At 45.9% G+C, this 19,923-nt stretch carries 20 protein-coding genes and 1 pseudogene; 15 read left to right on the top strand and 6 right to left on the bottom strand.

Translation table 11 applies throughout. The features are described from left to right. The first annotated feature begins 19 nt into the window (after positions 1-19). A complete protein-coding gene (locus tag RH86_RS14075; RefSeq protein ID WP_009386788.1) occupies positions 20-799 on the top strand; it encodes a class I SAM-dependent methyltransferase in 780 nt (259 codons plus the stop codon). A gap of 65 nt (positions 800-864) precedes the next feature. On the opposite strand, the gene RH86_RS14070 is transcribed toward RH86_RS14075, so the two are convergent. Beyond that, entirely contained in the window at positions 865-1,749 is an 885-nt protein-coding gene (locus RH86_RS14070; RefSeq protein WP_009386787.1) for a carboxylate/amino acid/amine transporter, read from the bottom strand. Positions 1,750-1,808: 59 nt separating this feature from the next. After that, positions 1,809-2,234, bottom strand: a complete 426-nt coding sequence (uspA, locus tag RH86_RS14065) for a universal stress protein UspA (protein ID WP_005599973.1) — start codon at positions 2,232-2,234, stop codon at positions 1,809-1,811. A 153-nt stretch (positions 2,235-2,387) separates the two neighbouring features. Here uspA and ftnA point away from each other — a divergent pair, with 153 nt between their 5' ends. The 4 genes from ftnA (at position 2,388) to RH86_RS14045 (ending at position 5,785) form a co-directional block, all read left to right on the top strand. Continuing rightward, positions 2,388-2,915: a non-heme ferritin gene (ftnA, locus tag RH86_RS14060; protein WP_005599974.1), complete on the top strand. Its 528-nt coding sequence runs from the start codon at positions 2,388-2,390 to the stop codon at positions 2,913-2,915. Between the two features lie 72 nt (positions 2,916-2,987). Further along, positions 2,988-3,311: a universal stress protein UspB gene (gene uspB / locus RH86_RS14055; RefSeq protein WP_005599976.1), complete on the top strand. Its 324-nt coding sequence runs from the start codon at positions 2,988-2,990 to the stop codon at positions 3,309-3,311. 140 nt (positions 3,312-3,451) lie between these two features. Continuing rightward, positions 3,452-4,639, top strand: a complete 1,188-nt coding sequence (locus RH86_RS14050; protein WP_009386786.1) for an NAD(P)/FAD-dependent oxidoreductase — start codon at positions 3,452-3,454, stop codon at positions 4,637-4,639. Positions 4,640-4,777: 138 nt separating this feature from the next. Beyond that, the gene (locus RH86_RS14045; protein ID WP_005599979.1) at positions 4,778-5,785 is read left to right on the top strand and encodes a LacI family DNA-binding transcriptional regulator; all 1,008 of its coding nucleotides are present in this window, start codon (positions 4,778-4,780) and stop codon (positions 5,783-5,785) included. A 94-nt stretch (positions 5,786-5,879) separates the two neighbouring features. Here RH86_RS14045 and edd read toward each other — a convergent pair whose 3' ends face one another. Beyond that, a complete protein-coding gene (gene edd, locus RH86_RS14040; RefSeq protein WP_009386785.1) occupies positions 5,880-7,676 on the bottom strand; it encodes a phosphogluconate dehydratase in 1,797 nt (598 codons plus the stop codon). Further along, complete coding sequence (locus RH86_RS14035; RefSeq protein WP_005599982.1) at positions 7,673-8,194, bottom strand: gluconokinase; 522 nt, start codon at positions 8,192-8,194, stop codon at positions 7,673-7,675. The genes edd and RH86_RS14035 overlap by 4 nt, the downstream gene beginning before the upstream one ends. Before the next feature lie 153 nt (positions 8,195-8,347). Between RH86_RS14035 and RH86_RS14030 the strand changes: the two genes are divergently transcribed. Together RH86_RS14030 and RH86_RS14025 are read left to right on the top strand one after the other, a co-directional pair. Then, positions 8,348-9,724, top strand: coding sequence for a GntP family permease (locus RH86_RS14030; RefSeq protein WP_005599984.1), 1,377 nt, complete (start codon positions 8,348-8,350; stop codon positions 9,722-9,724). A gap of 9 nt (positions 9,725-9,733) precedes the next feature. Continuing rightward, the gene (locus RH86_RS14025; RefSeq protein ID WP_005599986.1) at positions 9,734-10,345 is read left to right on the top strand and encodes a bifunctional 4-hydroxy-2-oxoglutarate aldolase/2-dehydro-3-deoxy-phosphogluconate aldolase; all 612 of its coding nucleotides are present in this window, start codon (positions 9,734-9,736) and stop codon (positions 10,343-10,345) included. Positions 10,346-10,445: 100 nt separating this feature from the next. On the opposite strand, the gene RH86_RS14020 is transcribed toward RH86_RS14025, so the two are convergent. Then, positions 10,446-11,351, bottom strand: coding sequence for a DMT family transporter (locus RH86_RS14020; RefSeq protein WP_009386784.1), 906 nt, complete (start codon positions 11,349-11,351; stop codon positions 10,446-10,448). A 184-nt stretch (positions 11,352-11,535) separates the two neighbouring features. Between RH86_RS14020 and rmuC the strand changes: the two genes are divergently transcribed. The 7 genes and pseudogenes from rmuC (at position 11,536) to tatC (ending at position 17,761) form a co-directional block, all read left to right on the top strand. Next, the gene (gene rmuC / locus RH86_RS14015) at positions 11,536-13,086 is read left to right on the top strand and encodes a DNA recombination protein RmuC (RefSeq protein ID WP_009386783.1); all 1,551 of its coding nucleotides are present in this window, start codon (positions 11,536-11,538) and stop codon (positions 13,084-13,086) included. A gap of 153 nt (positions 13,087-13,239) precedes the next feature. Then, positions 13,240-14,022, top strand: a complete 783-nt coding sequence (gene ubiE, locus RH86_RS14010) for a bifunctional demethylmenaquinone methyltransferase/2-methoxy-6-polyprenyl-1,4-benzoquinol methylase UbiE (RefSeq protein ID WP_005599991.1) — start codon at positions 13,240-13,242, stop codon at positions 14,020-14,022. 8 nt (positions 14,023-14,030) lie between these two features. Beyond that, positions 14,031-14,636, top strand: a complete 606-nt coding sequence (locus RH86_RS14005) for an SCP2 domain-containing protein (protein WP_009386782.1) — start codon at positions 14,031-14,033, stop codon at positions 14,634-14,636. Next, positions 14,633-16,267 carry a ubiquinone biosynthesis regulatory protein kinase UbiB gene (gene ubiB / locus RH86_RS14000; protein ID WP_009386781.1) on the top strand — a complete coding sequence of 545 codons (1,635 nt, stop codon included), beginning with the start codon at positions 14,633-14,635 and terminating at the stop codon, positions 16,265-16,267. The genes RH86_RS14005 and ubiB overlap by 4 nt, the downstream gene beginning before the upstream one ends. Before the next feature lie 50 nt (positions 16,268-16,317). Next, entirely contained in the window at positions 16,318-16,560 is a 243-nt protein-coding gene (gene tatA / locus RH86_RS13995; protein WP_005599997.1) for a Sec-independent protein translocase subunit TatA, read from the top strand. Between the two features lie 3 nt (positions 16,561-16,563). Next, positions 16,564-16,854, top strand: a pseudogene (gene tatB, locus RH86_RS13990) (Sec-independent protein translocase protein TatB); the annotation flags it as partial. A 154-nt stretch (positions 16,855-17,008) separates the two neighbouring features. Next, a complete protein-coding gene (gene tatC / locus RH86_RS13985; RefSeq protein WP_005600001.1) occupies positions 17,009-17,761 on the top strand; it encodes a twin-arginine translocase subunit TatC in 753 nt (250 codons plus the stop codon). Positions 17,762-17,846: 85 nt separating this feature from the next. Here the strand turns inward: tatC and RH86_RS13980 are convergent, their stop codons facing one another. Then, complete coding sequence (locus RH86_RS13980) at positions 17,847-18,608, bottom strand: TatD family hydrolase (protein ID WP_009386779.1); 762 nt, start codon at positions 18,606-18,608, stop codon at positions 17,847-17,849. A gap of 162 nt (positions 18,609-18,770) precedes the next feature. Here RH86_RS13980 and hemB point away from each other — a divergent pair, with 162 nt between their 5' ends. Continuing rightward, positions 18,771-19,814 carry a porphobilinogen synthase gene (gene hemB, locus RH86_RS13975; protein ID WP_005600004.1) on the top strand — a complete coding sequence of 348 codons (1,044 nt, stop codon included), beginning with the start codon at positions 18,771-18,773 and terminating at the stop codon, positions 19,812-19,814. Positions 19,815-19,923 lie beyond the last annotated feature (109 nt).

Here is a 19,923-nt window from a genome sequence, read left to right as displayed (position 1 = left end):
CGCTTTACTGGAGCCACCTGTGCAATTACAAATTGTTTGTGAAGACCTTAACCAAGCGGATCGTTTAGCTGAACTGGCGACGCGTTGGGGGCTTGAACATGATGAGCAAAGCCAATTTGCATTAGTGCTGACAGAGCAGCGTTTAGAGCTGCGTAAACTTGATGAGCCAAAGCTGGGCGCGATCTTTGTCGATTTAGTGTCTGGTGCGGTGGCACACCGCCGTAAATTTGGTGGTGGTAAAGGGCAAGCAATTGCAAAAGCGGCGGGCCTTAATAAAGGCGCGACGCCAACGGTATTGGATGGTACGGCCGGCCTTGGGCGCGATGCGTTTGTTTTGGCTTCATTGGGTTGTAAAGTTCAAATGGTTGAACGTCACCCGGTCGTCGCCGCACTGCTCGATGATGGCTTGACTCGAGCTAAGCAAGATAACGAAATTGGTGCGTGGGTTACGGAGCGAATGTCGCTATTGCATGCCTCAAGCCACAATGCGTTGGATATGCTGGCCAATGATCCTGACTTTGTTGCTCCTGATGTGGTTTATCTTGACCCTATGTACCCACATCCTGAAACCAAAAAGAAAAGTGCTTTAGTCAAAAAAGAGATGCGAGTGTTCCAATCTTTGGTTGGTGCGGATAATGATGCGGATGCGTTGTTAGAACCGGCTTTAGCCTTGGCGACCAAACGAGTTGTGGTGAAGCGCCCTGATTATGCTGAATGGCTTAATCAAATAAAACCGAGCATGGCGATTGAAACCAAAAAGAATCGATTTGATGTTTATGTGAAAGCATCGATGAGCTAATCATCGCTCTAAATACGAAAAAGCCCGCTCAACTGAGCGGGCTTTTTGTTATTGGCTTAATGACGTTATTTGGCAGTGGTTGCGTAACTGTGTTCGACTTTGCGTTTCACCCAAGTTTCATTGACCCATAGTGAGAGCAGAATAATGGCACCACCAATCGCCAGGCGCGGTAAGTCGACGTCGCGATTCCAAATCACGATGTTGACGATAAGACCGGCTGGCACTAAGGCATTATTCATCACGGCTAAGGCGCCCGCATTAACCATGGTCGCACCTTTGTTCCATGCAAAGTATCCCAAGCCGGAAGCGATCAGACCAAGGTAAATCAGAATACCCCATTGAGTGCTGGTGGTAGGCAGTTTATCTAGGTTACCCATTAAGCTAAAGGCGATGGTCGCTACGACGAGCGCACCTAAATAGAAATAGCCAAACACCGCATGCTGTGGCAGCTCAACTTGTTCGGTCTCCATGATGTATTTGTAGCCGACTTGGCCAATCGCGAAGCAGAGGTTTGCGCCTTGCACGACAAGGAAACCAAGTAAGAAGTTTTCATTGATTCCGGCAAATTTAATAAATGCTGCACCGAGCACGGCAATTCCCGCTGTGACAAGATACCAAGGCGAGAAGCGGCCTTTAAGTAGGTCGTAAATCAGGGTGACGTAGATAGGGGTAAAAACGGTAAACAGTAGCACTTCGGGCACGGAAAGAAGCAAAAATGATTGATAGTAGAAGCAATACATCAATCCGAGCTGAAAGCCGCCGACCACCATTAATTTAGCGATCAGGGATTTGCTGACCCCTTTGAATTTTATAAACGGCAGGAAGACCACGCTGGCCAGCGCCACGCGCATAAACACCGAAAACCAAGAGTCCACTTGGCCTGCCAAATAGACGCCAATCAGGCTAAATGAAAACGCCCAAAGTAACGTGACGGCTGATAGATAACCCATAACCAATACTCATTATCAATAACAGCCGCCAGTCTAAACCAGATTATTCAGTGAAGCGATTAATCCTTGAGTGGTACAACCAACAAGTCGACCGGTGTGCAATTGATCAACTGACGAGTGGAAGAGAGCAATTTGCTCCAAAAATCTTGGTGGTGGCCACAAATAACTAAATCAATGTGATATTCACTGATGTTTTCACACAGCTCATTACTTAAATCACCACTGCCTACCAAGGTATGTTTGATAGGGTAACCTGCGTGATCAGCTAACTCTTGTAGCTGCTTTTGTGAGGCTTCAATGGCTTGGTGCTGGGTTTCCGCCATGTTGATATCAATTAGGCCGGTATACAGTTCGGCGTAGTTAACATCAATATGAATAAACGACACATCTGCATTTAGTGGTTTGGCTAATGACACCGCTTTCTCTACTAAATGTTTACTGTCTTCAGAAAGGTCTATTGCGACTAAGATATGTTGATAACTCATGCTGCCATCTCCTGTAGGTCTTTGATTTAAGGTTAGCACTGGTCGAGTGATAATTATGCTGTCGTGATCCCAGAACCATATTGAGTATACAAAGTGTTCTGCTTTTGTTCGTGTTATAGTCAGTTGCGATAACCGAATGATTAGGAGTGGAAAATGCTGTCTCAAGCGATGATTGATGAATTGAATGAACAAATTAACCTCGAATTCTTTTCATCCAATCTATACTTACAAATGAGTGCTTGGTGTGAAGACAAAGGATTTGAAGGCGCAGCTGAGTTTTTACGTGCACATGCCGTAGAAGAGATGGAGCACATGCAACGTCTTTTCACTTATGTGAGTGAAACTGGCGGTATGCCAATTCTTGGCTCAATTGAAGCACCAAAGCATATGTTTGAAAGTCTAGGTGAAGTATTTCGTGAAACCTACGAGCACGAGCAAATGATTACACAACAAATCAATAAGCTCGCGCACTTAGCGTTTACTTCTCAAGATTACTCAACATTCAACTTCTTACAGTGGTACGTAGCGGAACAGCACGAGGAAGAGAAGTTATTTAAAGGGATATTAGATAAGTTAGAACTGGTTGGTGAAGACGGCAAAGCGCTGTTCTTTATCGATAAGGATCTAGCCGCTTTAGCTAAAGAAGGTTCATCTTCCATTATGGACGGCCCGGCTGCTTAACCGTTAGCCAAAGACATTCACACTGATTGTCTTTTTCTCTTGGGTCTCATTGGAAGATGTAGGGAGGAGAAGATGATCAGTGGAGACACTATTCTATTTGCGCTTATGCTTGTCACATTAGTCAATATGGCAAGGTATCTTACGGCGCTGCGTTCGTTAATCTACATTATGCGCGAAGCGCATCCTTTACTGTATCAGCAGGTCGACGGCGGTGGTTTCTTTACCACGCATGGCAACATGACCAAACAAGTGAAACTGTTTAGTTATTTGAAAACTAAAGAGTATCACCATCATCACGATACGGTATTTACCTCGAAATGTGACCGAGTTAGACAGCTGTTTATCTTATGCTCAGCACTGCTATTGGTGACTCTGTTTGCTTCGTTTATTCTTTAATCGCTAAGCACAGAACACTCAATGTCGGGTTGAATTGGCAAGTAGTCAAAGAATCGCTAGAATAGCGCCTCGATTTGCAAGGATGTGCACTTAGCACATCCTTTTTTTATTGCCTAAGTAAGCTGTTTGAGTGAGCCATCATGAGTGAAAAATTTGACGTCGTCATTATCGGTGCCGGTGCTGCGGGATTAATCTGTGCAGCGGAAGCGGGTAAGCGAGGTCGTAAAGTATTGGTACTAGACCATGCAAAAAAACCAGGACGTAAGATCCTTATCTCTGGTGGTGGCCGCTGTAACTTCACTAACTATGATGTCAGCGCAAATAACTACTTATGTCGTAACCCTCACTTTGTGAAATCGGCGCTGTCTCAGTACACTAACTGGGATTTTATTGCGATGGTGAGTAAGTACGGCATTGAGTTTGAAGAGCGCGATCATGGTCAGCTATTCTGTGTTGATTCAGCCAAGCAGATTGTCAACATGCTGCTTGAAGAGTGTCAGCAAGCCAAAGTCCAATTGCGTTATCAGCAAGATGTACAGCAGATTGAGCAAAGTGAGCAAGGCTTCACTCTCATGGCTAACGCCAATGCAATCGAATGTCAGTCATTGGTGATTGCGACAGGTGGCTTATCAATGCCAAAACTGGGTGCGACGCCATTTGGCTACAAAGTGGCTGAGCAATTTGGTTTGCCGATTATCCCAACCTCTGCGGGCTTAGTGCCGTTCACTTTGCACAAGCAAGAGAAGGAAGATTTCGAAGCTTTGTCTGGCATCGCCATTCCAGCTGAAATTACGGCTCAAGATGGCACTGTATTTAAAGAAGCGTTGTTGTTTACCCACCGTGGGCTTTCTGGCCCTGCTGTGTTACAGATTTCGTCATTCTGGAAAGCAGGTCAGAAAGTAACAATCAACCTTGTTCCAGAAGCGGACGTTGATGAGTTGTTGACGATCGCTCGCGAACAGCATCCGAATCAAAGTTTGAAGAACACGCTGGCGCGAGTACTACCAAAGCGCTTGGTGGAAGTGATAGTTGAACGTAAAGAGCTGGTGGATAAGCCTCTCAAGCAGTTCAATGATAAACAACTTAAGCAGATCACTGAATACCTTGAGAACTGGCAGATTGCGCCAAACGGCACAGAAGGTTATCGCACCGCAGAAGTTACGTTAGGTGGGGTTGATACTGATCTCCTCTCATCAAAAACCATGCAGTGTAAAAACATCGATGGTTTATTCTTTATTGGTGAAGTGATGGATGTGACCGGCTGGCTAGGGGGTTATAACTTCCAATGGTGTTGGAGCTCTGGCTTTGTTGCTGGCCAACACGCGTAAATAGAAACATCAAACTGAGCTCTCCCATTTGGGGGAGCTTTTTTTTGCACTGTATTGGCATTTTGGCGTCTTCCACTTGTTGTATATCACTCGTGTAGGCATAATGTTACTAGTAACATCAATTTATAATAATTCCCTATGAATCAAAATAATAAGAAAAATCGAGCGACATTACAGGACGTTGCAGACAAAGTTGGCGTTACCAAAATGACGGTGTCGCGCTACATGCGTAACCCGGAATCAGTCGCGGAAAAAACGCGCGTTAAGATCGCTGAAGCGATTGAAAAAACCGGCTATATCGAAAACCGCGCGCCAGCGATGCTGTCAAAATCATCCAGTAAAGCGATTGGTATTTTATTGCCATCACTCTCTAACCAAATATTTGCTTCTTTTGTTCAAGGCATTGAAACGGTGACTAAAGCCAATGGTTATGAAACCTTATTAGCGCACTTTAGTTACGATGAAATGGAAGAGGAGCATAAGATTGCCTCATTGCTTTCGTACCAAGTCGATGGTTTGATCTTAACCGAAAGCCATCACACACCACGCACACTACAAATGATCAAAAATTCCGGAGTTCCCGTGGTGGAAACCATGGAGTTGCCGAGCAATCCGATTGATATGGCGGTCGGGCTTGATCATGAAGATGCTTCGTATCATGTGGTTAAGCGGATGCTGGATTCAGGCAAAACCACCATTGCTTATTTTGGGGCCCGTTTGGATACTCGGACTAAATTGCGTATGCAAGGTTATGACCGAGCGATGCAAGAAGCGGGGCTTGAGCCGAAACATATTTTAACCGGTGAGCACTCAAGTTTCTCTTTGGCGGATGGCTTGTTGGAGCGAGCGTTAGAGGCATACCCTAATTTAGACGGTGTCTTCTGTACTAACGATGATATTGCCATTGGTACTTTGCTCAGTGCACAGCGTCGCCAAATTCCAGTACCACAACAGCTGGCCGTAGTGGGTTACAACGCATTGGATATTGGTCAAACAATCAGCCCAACGTTAACCAGCGTGGATACTCCGCGTTTTGAAATTGGCGAAAAGAGTGCACAATTATTGCTCGCACGTTTGAAAGGTGAAGTGGTAGAAGAAACCATCGTGGATATGGGCTACAAAATTACTCAAGGTGAAAGCGTTTAACGGGCGCCATTGGCATCATATTAAAATGAATTAAAAAGGGCGAAGTGAGTAAACACTTCGCCCTTTATCTTTTTGTTATGCGATTACATTGGGATTAAACGATGAAGCTTGCGCCTTCTTCTGCGCTGCTCACACTTTGACGCATGACGCTAAACAGATTACGACCCCAAGTTTGCTGTGCCGCTTCGGTATCCACTTGTAACGGCTCACGGCCCGTCATATCGGTCAGGTTATTTAGTTCACCGGTTTGACAGTTAAGGCTAATGATATCGCCATCGCGAACCAAACCAATTGCACCGCCACGCAAAGCTTCTGGTGATAGGTGAATAGCTGATGGAATTTTACCTGATGCGCCCGATAAGCGACCGTCAGTCACTAGCGCTACTTTAAAGCCAGCTTTTTGGATGTTACCCAAGATAGGCATTAGCTTGTGCAGCTCAGGCATGCCGTTTGCCGCAGGACCATTGTGGGTGACCACAACGATACAATCTTTGTTCAATTCGCCACGTTTGTACGCTGCTTCCACTTCGTGTTGGCAATGGAAGACGATCGCTGGAGCTTCGACAATGCGTTGATCTTCTTTTACTGCCGATACCTTCACCACTGAGTTGCCTAGGTTGCCTTTCAGTACACGAGTACCGCCGGTTTTTTGGAATGCTTCGCCAGACGCCGCAATCACTTCTGCATCAGAGCTGGCTGCGCATGGTGTCCACTCAAGCTTGCCATCTTTTAGGCTTGGTAGGCTCATTTGGCCTTCAAAATCACCAAACACAGGGGTGACATCACGGTGTAATAGACCGGATTCATCCAAACGACGCATTAGCGCTGGTACGCCGCCTGCTTGTTGGAAGGCATTCATATCAGCAGGACCGTTCGGGTAAACACGCGCCAATAGTGGCACGACTTCCGAGAGGTCGCTAAGGTCTTGCCAAGTCAGTAGAATACCCGCCGCGCGAGCAAGCGCTAACATATGAATAGTGTGGTTGGTACTGCCGCCAGAAGCCAATAGGGCAATAATGCCGTTCACTAAGCTCTTTTCAGTCATTACTTCAGACAGTGGGCGGAAGTTAACAGAACCCGCGGTCATCGAAGCAATCTTGATTGCTGCGTGGTCTGTCAGTGCGTGGCGTAATTCTGAATGTGGGTGGATAAATGCAGAACCTGGCAGCATTAGACCCATTGCTTCAAATACCAACTGGTTGGTGTTAGCTGTGCCATAGAAGGTACAAGTACCTGGTGAGTGGTAAGCGCGGCATTCCATATCCAATAGAGCATCTTTACCGACTTCACCCGCTGCGTATTTCTGGCGAACGTCGACTTTCTCTTCGTTGCTAATACCTGTTGCCATTAGGCCTGCTGGTACAAATGCCGTTGGTAGGTGTGCGTATGCAAGCGCACCCATTAACTGTCCAGGGGCGATTTTGTCACAGATACCCAATAGTAAAGTGGCATCAAACACGTTATGACTCAGTGATAGCGCGGTTGATTGGGCGATTAGGTCGCGAGAGAACAGTGACATATCCATGCCAGCTTGTCCTTGTGTCACACCATCGCACATAGCGGGTACGCAACCAGCAACTTGAGATGTATGACCGTACTCCGCCAACACTTTCTTAATTTGGTCTGGGTAGTATTGGTAAGGCTGGTGTGCGCTCAACATGTCGTTATATGCGCTGATCATCGCGACGTTTGAATGCGTAAAGTCGAGGATGTTCTTTTTCTCAGCTGAGCAAGACGCGGCAACGGCATGGGCAAGGTTGCCGCACGTTAGACCCACACGGCCTTTACCTGCATCAGCTTGCTCTTTAGTACGAGCAAGGAAAGCCGCACGAGTTTGACGACTGCGTTCAACTAAGCGCGCGGTAACCTCTAGAATTACTGAATGAGTCATAGTGCTACCTCTTGTTGAGCGATAAGTTGTTGCGCTGCGTTATCAACGATTTCTTCAATAGAGCAGTCAATGCCAACCACGATCGTTTGTGGTTCTGCATCTGGGCGTTCTAGGGTTTCAAACTGGCTGTTGACCATGTTTTCCTTCATGAAGTGACCTTGACGCTGGCGCATACGATCCATGATGAGCTCTTTGTTGCCATCGAGGAATAAAAAGGTCACGTTCTCGTTACCTTCGCGGATCTGATCGCGGTATTTCTTTTTCAGTGCTGAACAGACGATAATGCCGTGCTCATTTTTGCTTTCGAGGCTATAAGAAGCATCACGGATACGTTCTAGCCATGGCTTACGGTCATCATCATTCAGCGGTTGGCCTGACGCCATTTTCTGAATATTTGCTCGCGGGTGAAGATCATCACCATCAATGAATTTACGTCCTAGCTTCTGCGCTAGTTGCTCACCAATTGTGCTCTTACCACAAGCACAAACGCCCATCACGATGACACTGCTGCCAGCCATAACCTATCCTCATAACAAATTTTGCGCGTGATCCCAATTTTGGCATTCACTTTTAAATATGGGTTTATCTTATTCGTGTTATCGGTAACATGTTACCGGTAACGTAAATAAATGTGAACCACAACACAAACTATAATTCTTAAAGGTGAACCTATGGAGCTGCTAACCCAAGCCTCTGACCCAACCTACTTGTTAACGATCGCAGTCCTTGCAATTGCGGCGTTACTGGTACTGATTATTAAATTTAAAGTACATGCATTTGCTTCTCTTACTATCGTGAGCTTGCTAACGGCACTAGCAACAGGTGTTGCATCTGAGCAAGTTGTTCCAACCATGATGAGCGGCTTTGGCGGCACATTAGCATCAGTTGCACTGCTGGTTGGTCTTGGTGCAATGATCGGTAAAATTCTTGAAGTGACTGGCGGTGCTAAAGTACTGGCTGATACATTGATTGGCCGCTTTGGTAAAGAGCGTGCACCATTTGCATTGGGTGTGGCATCACTTCTATTTGGTTTCCCTATTTTCTTTGATGCTGGCCTAGTGGTTATGATGCCAATTATCCTGAGCGTGGCAGCACGTTTTGGTGGCTCACCAATCAAATACGCACTGCCTTCAGCAGGTGCATTTGCAGTAATGCATGGCTTTGTTCCTCCACACCCAGGTCCTGTCGCGGCAGCTGAATTCCTTGGTGCGAACATTGGTCTACTGTTATTTGTTGGTATCCTAGTTGCTATTCCAACTTGGTACTTCGGTGCATACTTGTTTGGTCTGTACGCAGGCAAGAAATTCGACATCCCACTGTCTAAAGCATTCTTTAATAGCGACACTGTTATTGATGAAGCAAAACTGCCAAAATTCGCAACAGTAATGACCATTCTGGTTCTGCCAGTACTGCTTATCTGTCTTGATACCGTGCTAAACACACTCGCGGTTGCAGGCCTAATTGACGGCAAAACAGCCTTGGTTGAGTTCCTACGCATGCTAGGTAAAACACCAGTGGCATTGCTAATTACTTTGATTGCGTGTTTAGCGATTTTTGCTAAAGACTACGGCATGGCAAAACTTGAGAAGCTATGTGGTGACTCTCTAGCGCCAATCTGTGGTGTAATTCTTGTAACGGGTGCGGGCGGCATGTTCGGCGGCGTACTACGTGCAAGCGGTATTGGTGATGCTCTAGCGGGTGTGCTAACAGATACAGGTATGCCTGTAATCGTTGCGGCATTCGTTATTTCTACTTGTTTACGTGTTGCTCAAGGCTCTGCAACCGTAGCTCTAACAACCACAGCAGCTCTTATTGCGCCAGTAGTGGCAGCAACAACGGGTCTGAGTGAACTGGATCTATGTTTCATCGTGATCGCTATTGCGGGTGGTGCAACAGTACTGTCTCACTTCAATGACTCTGGTTTCTGGTTAGTTTCTCGTCTACTAGACATGGATGAGAAAACAACGCTGAAGACTTGGACTGTTATGGAAACTTTACTTGGTGGTATCGCGTTTATTATCGTGGCAACACTAAGCTTTATTCTTTAGAGGTTATTCATGAAAACTCTTGAACAACGATTAAGCGAAATCAAAATCGTCCCTGTTATTGCCATCAATGATGTTGCACATGCGCTACCACTAGCAAAAGTGTTGGTAGAAAACGGCCTACCATGTGCGGAAGTGACTTTCCGTACAGAAGCGGCTGCAGAATCTATCCGCATTATGCGTGATGCGTACCCTGAGCTATTGATCGGTGCAGGTACTGTTCTTACTACAGAACAAGTTGATATCGCGATTGATGCGGGTGTGGACTTTATTGTGAGCCCAGGTTTCAACCCGACGACAGTGAAATACTGCCAGCAACGCAACATTCAAATCGTACCGGGAGTGAATAACCCTAGTTTGGTTGAGCAAGCAATGGAAATGGGTCTACGCACTCTGAAATTCTTCCCAGCTGAGCCGTCAGGCGGTGTTGGTATGCTTAAAGCTCTAACTGCGGTTTACCCAGTTAGCTTTATGCCTACAGGTGGCGTGAGCCCATCAAACGTTGAAGAGTACCTAGCTATTAAAGCCGTTGTTGCTTGTGGCGGTACTTGGATGGTACCAACTGACATGATGGATAAAGGGGATTGGGAAGGCATTGCGGCATTGGTGCGCGCGCTTAACTAATCAATTGCAAGCTGTTCCGAATTTTGCAATTTCCTGAAAGAAAAAGGGCGCTTAGGCGCCCTTTTTTATGCAATAAAATCAATCGAAGTGATCTATTCGCTTAATTTGTATCTGCTGAAATCGGTTTTGGTTTGAATTTGAGTTGCTGAATGACTAAGCCCGCAATGATTAATACTAAACCCACCAAGGTGGTCGGATGGATGCTTTCACCAATGATAGTGGCGAGCAAGATCAGCGAAATAAAGGGAGAGGCAAAAATTAGATTACTGATGCGAGCTGTATTTTGCGTGAGCTTCAAAGCACTAAGCCATAAAACAAAGGTGACGCCCATTTCGAATAAGCCAACATAAGTGACAGCTAACCAGCCTGATGGTGTGATTTGGCTCCAAGTTGCTCCTTCCCAAATACTCAAACCAACCGCAAATGGAATCGCAACTAAGAATCCAAGCAATACTCCCACCACAGGATCGGCTTTGTTTTTGGTATTGAGAATCCAATAACCGGCCCATAGTAAAGTCGAAACCAAGGCCAGAGCCACGCCAAGAGGGCTTTCGAAGTTTAGTCCTAAAATATCCCCTTTGGTGGCAATCACGACCACACCAAAATAACTTAATACACACGCGACCCAATCTTGTTTGCGGATCTTCTGGCCGAGGAAAAATGCCGCCATTAAGGTCAGAGTGATGGCCCAACTGTAGTTGATCGCTTGCGCTTGAGAGGCGGGAAGTAAGTCGTAGGCTTTAAACAGAATTACGTAGTAAGCCAGTGGGTTGATTAAGCCAAGTAAGAAGTAGTAGCCCGGGTTAGAGAGAAAAGTGGTCGATAGCGATGAAAGCTTGCCTTGTACGCCACAAATGACCAACAAAACCAGTGCGGAAACAATGCTGGCAATGGTTAGCATTTGTATTGGTGAAAATTCTGCAAGCGTGAGTTTGAAGGCCGTTGCCACCGTTGACCACAGTAAAACCGCAGATAAGCCAAATCCTAAAGCGCGGCGTTCGTTCATAATATTCCTTTTATTCTAGTCGCCGAATCGGCAAAAAAGTCAGCAAAAACGTACCGCGAAAATGCAGTGAACGCTGTACGGGTCGCTCAGTGTATCTGCTGATTATCTAGTCGACAAACTGGACATTTATCCAGTAGTGAAATACCATTATTTTTAAGTAATAGAGAAGAGTTAACGCCTTATTATGCAATGGATTATCGAGAACCAAAGCGTGTTATTGAGTGCCTTAGGCAGTGCCGCGATCAGTGGAGCGGTAGTGGGTTGGTGGGTAAAACAAAAACTGAGCATTGAAAGTCAGTTACTCGAGCAACAATTGCACTCCAATCAACAATTGGCGAACTCACAGATCGACCAGTTAAAACAATCGCTTGTCGAAGCGCAGCAAGAGTTAGATGAACTCGATCAAGATCGAGATAAAGCCGCTTATGAGCTAAAGCAATCGCATGGCAAATTGATGGCGGTGATGGAAAAATTGCGTTATTTCGATGCGGTCAAACAAGAGCGCCAGCAATACGCCGAGGATCTTAATCAAGTCCGTGAGCACAAATCACAGTTGGAAGCGCAATTGCGTGAGCAAGAAGCGCGTCATCAACAAGCTCAACTGGCCAGCCAAGAGAAACTGCAGTTACTCGAAAAAGCCGAAGAGCGCTTGAAGCAACAATTTGAACATCTCGCCAATCAGTTGTTTGAAGAAAAGACCGCCAAGGTTGACCAGCAAAATAAGCAGAGTTTAGAAGGGTTATTGAGTCCACTCAAAGAGCAGTTAGAAGGCTTTAAACGCCAAGTGAACGATAGCTTTAATCTTGAAGCCAAAGAGCGCCATACTCTGGTACATGAGCTAAAAAACTTACAGCGTTTGAATGAAGATATGACTCGTGAAGCGGTGAACCTAACTCAGGCTTTAAAAGGCGACAATAAGCAGCAAGGCAACTGGGGGGAAGTGGTTTTGGCGCGCGTCTTGGCTGAATCGGGTTTGCGAGAAGGGCATGAGTACCAAACCCAAGTCAGCTTGCAAAATGAAGCGGGCAGGCGTTATCAGCCAGATGTGATTGTTCACTTACCACAAGAGAAACAAGTGGTGATTGATTCGAAAATGGCGCTGGTGGCCTACGAGCGTTACTTTAATGCTGAAATCGATCGAGATAGAGCTCAAGCGCTAAGTGATCACTTACTTGCTCTACGTAGCCACATTAAAGGATTAAGCAATAAGGATTATCATCAGCTTAAAGGCATTCGTAGCCTCGATTACGTGCTGATGTTTATTCCGGTTGAGCCTGCTTTCCAGGTGGCGATTCAAGCTGACCCGAGCTTGGTTAAAGATGCGATGGAGCAAAATATTATTTTGGTCAGCCCAACCACATTGCTGGTGGCACTGCGCACGATTGATAACTTATGGCGTAATGACCGCCAAAACCAAAATGCGCAAATTATCGCGGAACGAGCCAGTAAGCTTTACGACAAACTGCGTCTGTTTGTTGAAGATATGGAAGGTTTGGGTGGTGCACTCGACAAAGCCAATCAAAGCTATCAAGGGGCAATGAACAAGCTCGCGACAGGGCGCGGTAACGTTATTCGCCAAGCAGAAAGCTTTAAACAGCTAGGGGTGGAAGTAAAACGTCCAATATCGAGTGATATTGTCCAGTTAGCACAAACTGAGGATGTGACAGAAAATGAATATTTGGCTGAAAATGCACCGCAGTTAGAAAGACATCCGGCTGAGGATAAAGTAAACTAATCGGCCGCAGCTCCGGTCTGTGTCGCATCGATGTAAAACCCAACCCAAAGATGCAAGTTTTCGTTGGGTCATGATGCCGCACAATACGTATCAATTATGTGTATAAACCCTGCGTATAGACCGTAATTCCGAGTTGCTCGAAGAGGATTAATCATGACGGATACCAACGTGCAGTCAAATACAGCGTTAGAAACACAAGAAACCACCCATTTTGGTTTTACTACTGTAGCCAAAGAAGAAAAAGTGGCCAAAGTTGCTCAAGTATTTCACTCAGTAGCGGCGAAATACGACATCATGAACGACTTAATGTCGGGTGGTGTGCACCGTTTGTGGAAGCGCTTTACCATTGATTGCAGTGGTGCTCGCCCGGGTCAACGTGTGCTTGACCTTGGTGGTGGTACTGGCGATTTGACCGCAAAATTTTCTCGCATTGTTGGTGAGAAAGGTCACGTGGTTTTAGCTGACATCAACAACTCAATGCTGAATGTTGGTCGCGATAAACTACGCGACAGTGGCATTGTTGGTAATGTGCACTATGTACAAGCCAATGCGGAAGAATTGCCGTTCCCTGATGACTACTTTGATGTCATCACGATTAGCTTTTGTCTGCGTAACGTAACAGATAAAGACAAAGCACTGCGTTCTATGTTCCGCGTGTTGAAGCCGGGTGGTCGCTTATTGGTGTTGGAGTTCTCGAAGCCAATTCTTGAGCCACTTTCAAAAATTTATGATGCTTACTCGTTCCACCTATTACCAAAAATTGGCGAAGTGGTGGCAAACGATGCAGATAGCTACCGTTACCTAGCAGAATCAATCCGTATGCACCCAGATCAAGACACCTTGCAGGGTATGATGGATGAAGCGGGCTTTGAGCAAACCAATTACTACAACCTCACTGGTGGTATTGTTGCGTTGCACCGTGGTTATAAGTTCTAGAGGTCGCTATGCCATTTGATCCCTTGGTTACCGCTGTTATCGAAACCACCCTTAATACCCTGATTAAAGACGATCCTGAATTGGGTCGCCGTTTGTCGCGTCTAAAAGGGCAAGTGATCCAAGTTCATCTCAAAGAAGTGAACAAAACTATCACCTTCATTTTCAGTCAGCAGATTGATGTGCTGGCCAACTATGAAGGTGAGCCAGACTGTTATTTGTCGCTTAACCTATCGGTATTACCAGAGTTGCGTGAACAGGCCTATATTACCAAGCTGATCAAACAAGATAAGTTGGTATTAGAGGGTGATATTCAATTAGCGCAAAAGTTCTCGCAATTAATGACCGATTGTAAGCCTGATGTCGCAGAATGGCTCTCGCGTATTGTGGGTGACGTTGCTGCTCATTCCTTAGTGAAAGGCGTGAGTCACTTTGGCTCGTTGCTTAAGTCACAAGTGAGTAAGCAGCAAGATTATCTTGGGCAAGTGATCACCGAAGAGTGGCGCTTAGCGTCTGCGCCGCTAGAAGTAGCGTACTTCTGTGATCAAGTGGATGATGTGAAAAGCCAAGCGGCACGTGTAGAAGCAAAGTTAAACCAGTTACTGGAGCGTGTATGACACCTTCGGAAATTCGTCGCCTCTACCGCATCATCAAAGTCCAACTTGAGTATGGTTTGGATGAGTTACTGCCCAATCATCAGCTAACCAAAGCACCGTTACTGGCTCGAAAATCGCTGTTTTGGATTAAAAACCAGCACCCAGAAAAACCGTTGGGTGAGCGTTTACGCTTAGCATTGCAAGAGCTTGGGCCTGTTTGGATCAAGTTTGGTCAGATGATGTCGACCCGCCGTGATTTGTTCCCGCCGCACATTGCCGATCCACTGGCCTTATTGCAAGACCAAGTGGCCCCCTTTGATGGTGAGTTGGCTAAAGAACAAATGGAAAAAGCGCTAGGTGGACCGATTGAAAATTGGTTTAGTGAGTTTGATATCAAGCCACTCGCGTCAGCCTCTATCGCACAGGTGCATACTGCACGCTTGAAAGAGACGGGCCAAGAGATTGTTTTGAAGGTCATTCGACCTGATATTCGCCCGGTGATTGATGCAGATCTAAAACTGATGTATCGCATGGCGCGTATAGTCGCTAAAGCTCAGCCTGAAGCACGTCGTTTAAAACCAGTTGAAGTCGTGCGAGAGTATGAAAAGACTCTGCTTGATGAACTAGACTTAAGAAGAGAAGCGGCGAATGCAATTCAATTGCGTCGTAACTTCGAAGGCAGTGAAGAGCTTTACGTACCGGAAGTTTTTCCTGATTTTAGCAGTGAATCACTGATGGTATCTGAGCGAATTTACGGTATTCAAGTGTCAGATATCGAGGGTTTAAAAGCCAACGGTACCGATATGAAGTTGCTGGCTGAGCGAGGGGTAAGCGTTTTCTTTACCCAAGTATTTCGCGACAGCTTCTTTCATGCTGATATGCACCCGGGGAATGTATTCGTTGAACCAGAACATCCGGAAAACCCGCGTTGGATAGGTTTGGATTGTGGCATTGTCGGCACATTAAATAGCGATGATAAACGCTACTTAGCGGAAAACTTTTTAGCTTTTTTCAATCGAGATTATCGCCGTGTTGCGGAATTGCATGTTGAGTCTGGTTGGGTTCCACGTGAAACCAATATTGATGAATTTGAGTTTGCGATTCGTATTGTGTGTGAACCGATTTTTGCCAAACCACTGTGCGAAATTTCCTTTGGTCACGTGCTGTTGAATCTGTTCAATACTGCGCGTCGCTTTGAAATGGAAGTACAGCCGCAATTAGTTTTGCTGCAAAAAACATTACTCTATGTTGAAGGGTTGGGGCGTCAGTTATATCCACAGTTGGATCTGTGGGCAACGGCGAAGCCATTCCTTGAAACGTGGATGATGAATCAAGTCGGTCCGCAAGCGCTGATCAATGCGGTTAAAGATCGCGCACCGTTTTGGGCTGAGAAATTACCCGAATTGCCTGAGTTGTTATACGATAGCTTGCGTCAAGGTAAAGCCTTGAATCAACGCATGGATCAGCTTTACCAAGGTTACCGCGCATCTAAGCGTCAGCAGGCGACGGGTAAATTTTTATTTGGTGTTGGTGCCACATTAGTCGTATGCTCGGCAATTATGGTCAACAGCACTTATGAGCAATTGTCACCAATCTGCGTCGCTGCAGGGGTCACATTTTGGTTGCTCAGTTGGCGAGCTTATCGCCAATAGGCGTTAGACTCACAGAATAATTTTGTTTAATAGAACCCGAGGTAAATGAAATGGGTGGTATTAGTATTTGGCAACTTCTGATTGTTGCTGTAATCGTTGTATTGCTGTTTGGTACTAAGAAGTTACGTAATATTGGTGGCGACTTAGGTAGTGCTGTGAAAGGCTTTAAGAAAGCAATGAGCGACGAGGATGCATCTCAAGATAAAAAAGATGCTGATTTTGAACCTAAAAATCTAGAACAGCAGAAGACTGAAGCGACTGCTGAGACTAAAAAAGACAAAGAGCAGGCATAATACGTGTTTGATATCGGTTTTTGGGAACTGGTATTAATATCTGTTGTAGCTCTTGTTGTCTTGGGCCCTGAGCGTTTGCCACATGCGATTCGCAGCGTTTCTCGTTTTGTTTCACAAGCGAAAACCATGGCAAACAACGTGAAAGATGAAATCTCTCACGAACTGAAGGTGCAAGAACTGCAAGAGAACTTGCGTAAAGCTGAACAAATGGGGATGGAAGATCTATCGCCTGAGTTGAAATCTTCGGTTGAAGAACTGAAGAAAGCTGCGCAAGAGGTGCAACGTCCCTATGCTCAAAAGGCTACGGAGACCGAGGCTGTTGTCAGTGATGAAAAACCACAGACCAGCCAAGCTATTGCACCGGCAGATAAGAAAGCCGAGTAGCCTTTAAGTGAGGAGCTGCACGTGACGTGTGGCTCCTTTTTGATCTTCTAGAATGAGGTTTGATATGCCTTCTGTTGAGCAGACACAACCTTTAATCAGCCATTTACTGGAGCTGCGTAATCGCTTATTGCGTGCGTTGCTTGCAGTGTTGGTGGTATTTCTTGGTTTAATCTACTTTTCTGGTGATATCTACGAGTTTGTTTCAAAACCACTTGTCGACAAATTACCGGAAGGGGCAACGATGATCGCGACTGATGTCGCATCCCCTTTCTTTACCCCATTAAAACTGACCTTGATTGCATCGGTATTTATCGCGGTACCTTTGATTTTGTATCAGGTCTGGGCTTTTGTAGCGCCGGGATTGTATAAGCATGAACGTCGTTTGATCATGCCGCTGATGTTTTCCAGCTCACTGCTATTTTACGCAGGCGTTTCGTTTGCTTATTTCGTGGTTTTTCCGCTGGTATTTGGCTTCTTTACAGCGATATCGCTGGGCGGAGTTGAGTTTGCTACCGACATTTCCAGTTATCTGGATTTCGTTCTCGCGCTGTTTATGGCGTTCGGTATTGCCTTTGAAATTCCGGTCGCAATTATCTTATTGTGCTGGACGGGAGCGACTTCACCTGATGAACTGCGCGCTAAGCGTCCATACATCATTGTGATTGCTTTCGTTGTCGGTATGTTGCTGACGCCACCAGACATTATTTCGCAGACGTTATTGGCCATCCCAATGTGTTTGCTGTTTGAGGTGGGATTGTTCTTTGCTCGTTTCTATGTCCGTAAGGATGATGACGAAGAAGAGCAAGTCGAAGAGTAATGATAGCGAGATGAAAAAAGGTTGGCGATGCCAACCTTTTTTATGCCTGTAATTTGCAAATCACATCTTGCTCGCAGCTAACACGCTATAGATTAAACAGTGTTTTTGCGTTGTGAGTCGTGAGTTCATCCACCTGCTGTAAGCTCATTTCGCGTAGATCTGCGACTCGTTGAGCGACCAATTGAGTGTAGGCTGGCTCGTTGCGTTTGCCACGATGTGGTACGGGTGCGAGGTAAGGGCAGTCAGTTTCAAGAATGACATAGTTCAGATCTAAAGCGGGGATCACTAAATCCATGCCACCATTTTTAAATGTCGACACACCCCCTAAGCCTAAATGAAAACCCAGATCATTAATCGCCTGCGCTTCTTCAATACTGCCCCCGAAACAGTGGAAGACTCCACTCAAAGAGCCGTCTTGTTCTTGGCTGAGCAGCTTGAGGGTTTCTTCAATAGAATCTCGCGTGTGAATGACCACAGGTAGGCTCATCTCTTTGGCCCAATTAAGCTGAGTGATAAAGGCTTTCTCTTGTTCAGCACGGAAGGTTTTATCCCAATAGAGATCGATACCGATTTCACCGACGGCAATAAACGAATGCTTGCTAAACCAGCTATAAATCGTTGCCAGTGATTGCTCAACGTTACCATCAACATAACAAGGGTGTAGCCCCATCATCGAACGACAAATATCAGGGTAAGCGGCTTCGGTTTTGAGCATGGGTTCGATGGAGTCTAGATCGATATTAGGCAGTAAAATTTTATCAATGCCTTGTGCCAATGCTCGTTGGACGACTTCGTCGCGATCATTATCAAACTCGCTGGCGTAGATGTGTGCATGGCTATCAATCATGGTGATTCTCTTGATTTCGTTGTTGGACTTATGTGTGTAGCAAAGTATACGGCAGTGTGAAGCGCAGGTCATTTTTTGCATTTTTCATGCTTGGCTCTAGCGTGCGCTGGCGAGAGTGATATGATTCTCAGCAAGCACTTTCACCAGATGAAGGAGAATAGAGTGTCAATTTCCATTCAAGGTCAATTTCCAGGTCGTCGCATGCGTCGTATGCGTAAACACGACTTCAGCCGCCGTTTAATGGCAGAAAATCAGCTAACGGTGAGCGATCTGATTTATCCGATGTTTGTTCTTATGGGTAAGGACCGTCGTGAATCAATCGAGTCAATGCCGGGTATCGAACGCCTATCGATTGATTTGTTGTTGGAAGAAGCTCAATACCTAGCGCGACTAGGTGTGCCAGCCATTGCTCTATTCCCAGTGGTAAACCAAGATGCGAAAAGCTTGTGCGCCGCAGAAGCATATAATCCTGAAGGTTTAGTTCAGCGTGCTGTTCGTGCTTTGAAAGAGCACGTACCTGAAATGGGTGTGATCACCGATATCGCCTTGGATCCATTCACGACTCATGGTCAAGACGGCATCATTGATGACGAAGGCTATGTACTGAATGATGAGACAACAGCGGTATTGATCAAGCAAGCGCTATCTCACGCAGAAGCGGGTGCTGATGTTGTGGCGCCATCAGATATGATGGATGGCCGTATCGGTGCGATTCGTGAAGCGCTCGAAGAAGCTGGTTACATTAATACCCAAATCATGGCTTACTCGGCAAAATATGCGTCATGTTATTACGGACCATTCCGTGATGCCGTCGGTTCAGCGTCGAACTTGAAAGGTGGCAATAAGAAAAACTATCAAATGGATCCAGCCAACAGTGATGAAGCCTTGCATGAAGTGGCAATGGACATCAACGAAGGTGCTGATATGGTGATGGTGAAACCGGGTATGCCATATCTAGATATCGTCCGTCGTGTGAAATCAGAACTGCAAGTACCGACTTTTGCTTATCAAGTATCGGGCGAGTATGCGATGCACAAAGCGGCGATTCTTAATGGTTGGCTGAGCGAGCGCGATACCGTAATGGAATCACTGCTGTGCTTCAAGCGTGCTGGTGCAGATGGTATTTTGACTTATTTTGCAAAAGATGTGGCGCAGTGGTTAGCTGAAGATAATGCCCAAGCAGCGCAGCATTTACGCGGTGAATAACCTCAGTCAATCGTGAACTGAAATAGGTCGGCAATTGCCGGCCTATTTTTTTACCTGCTCTCTACTGAGGTTTGAGCTATCGCTTGGATTAAGCGAAGAGAGTGAGGGC

Source organism: Vibrio sp. N418, from assembly GCF_000222565.1.
Taxonomy (GTDB): Bacteria; Pseudomonadota; Gammaproteobacteria; order Enterobacterales; family Vibrionaceae; genus Vibrio; species Vibrio scophthalmi.
This window is presented reverse-complemented; position numbering and strand designations above follow the sequence as displayed.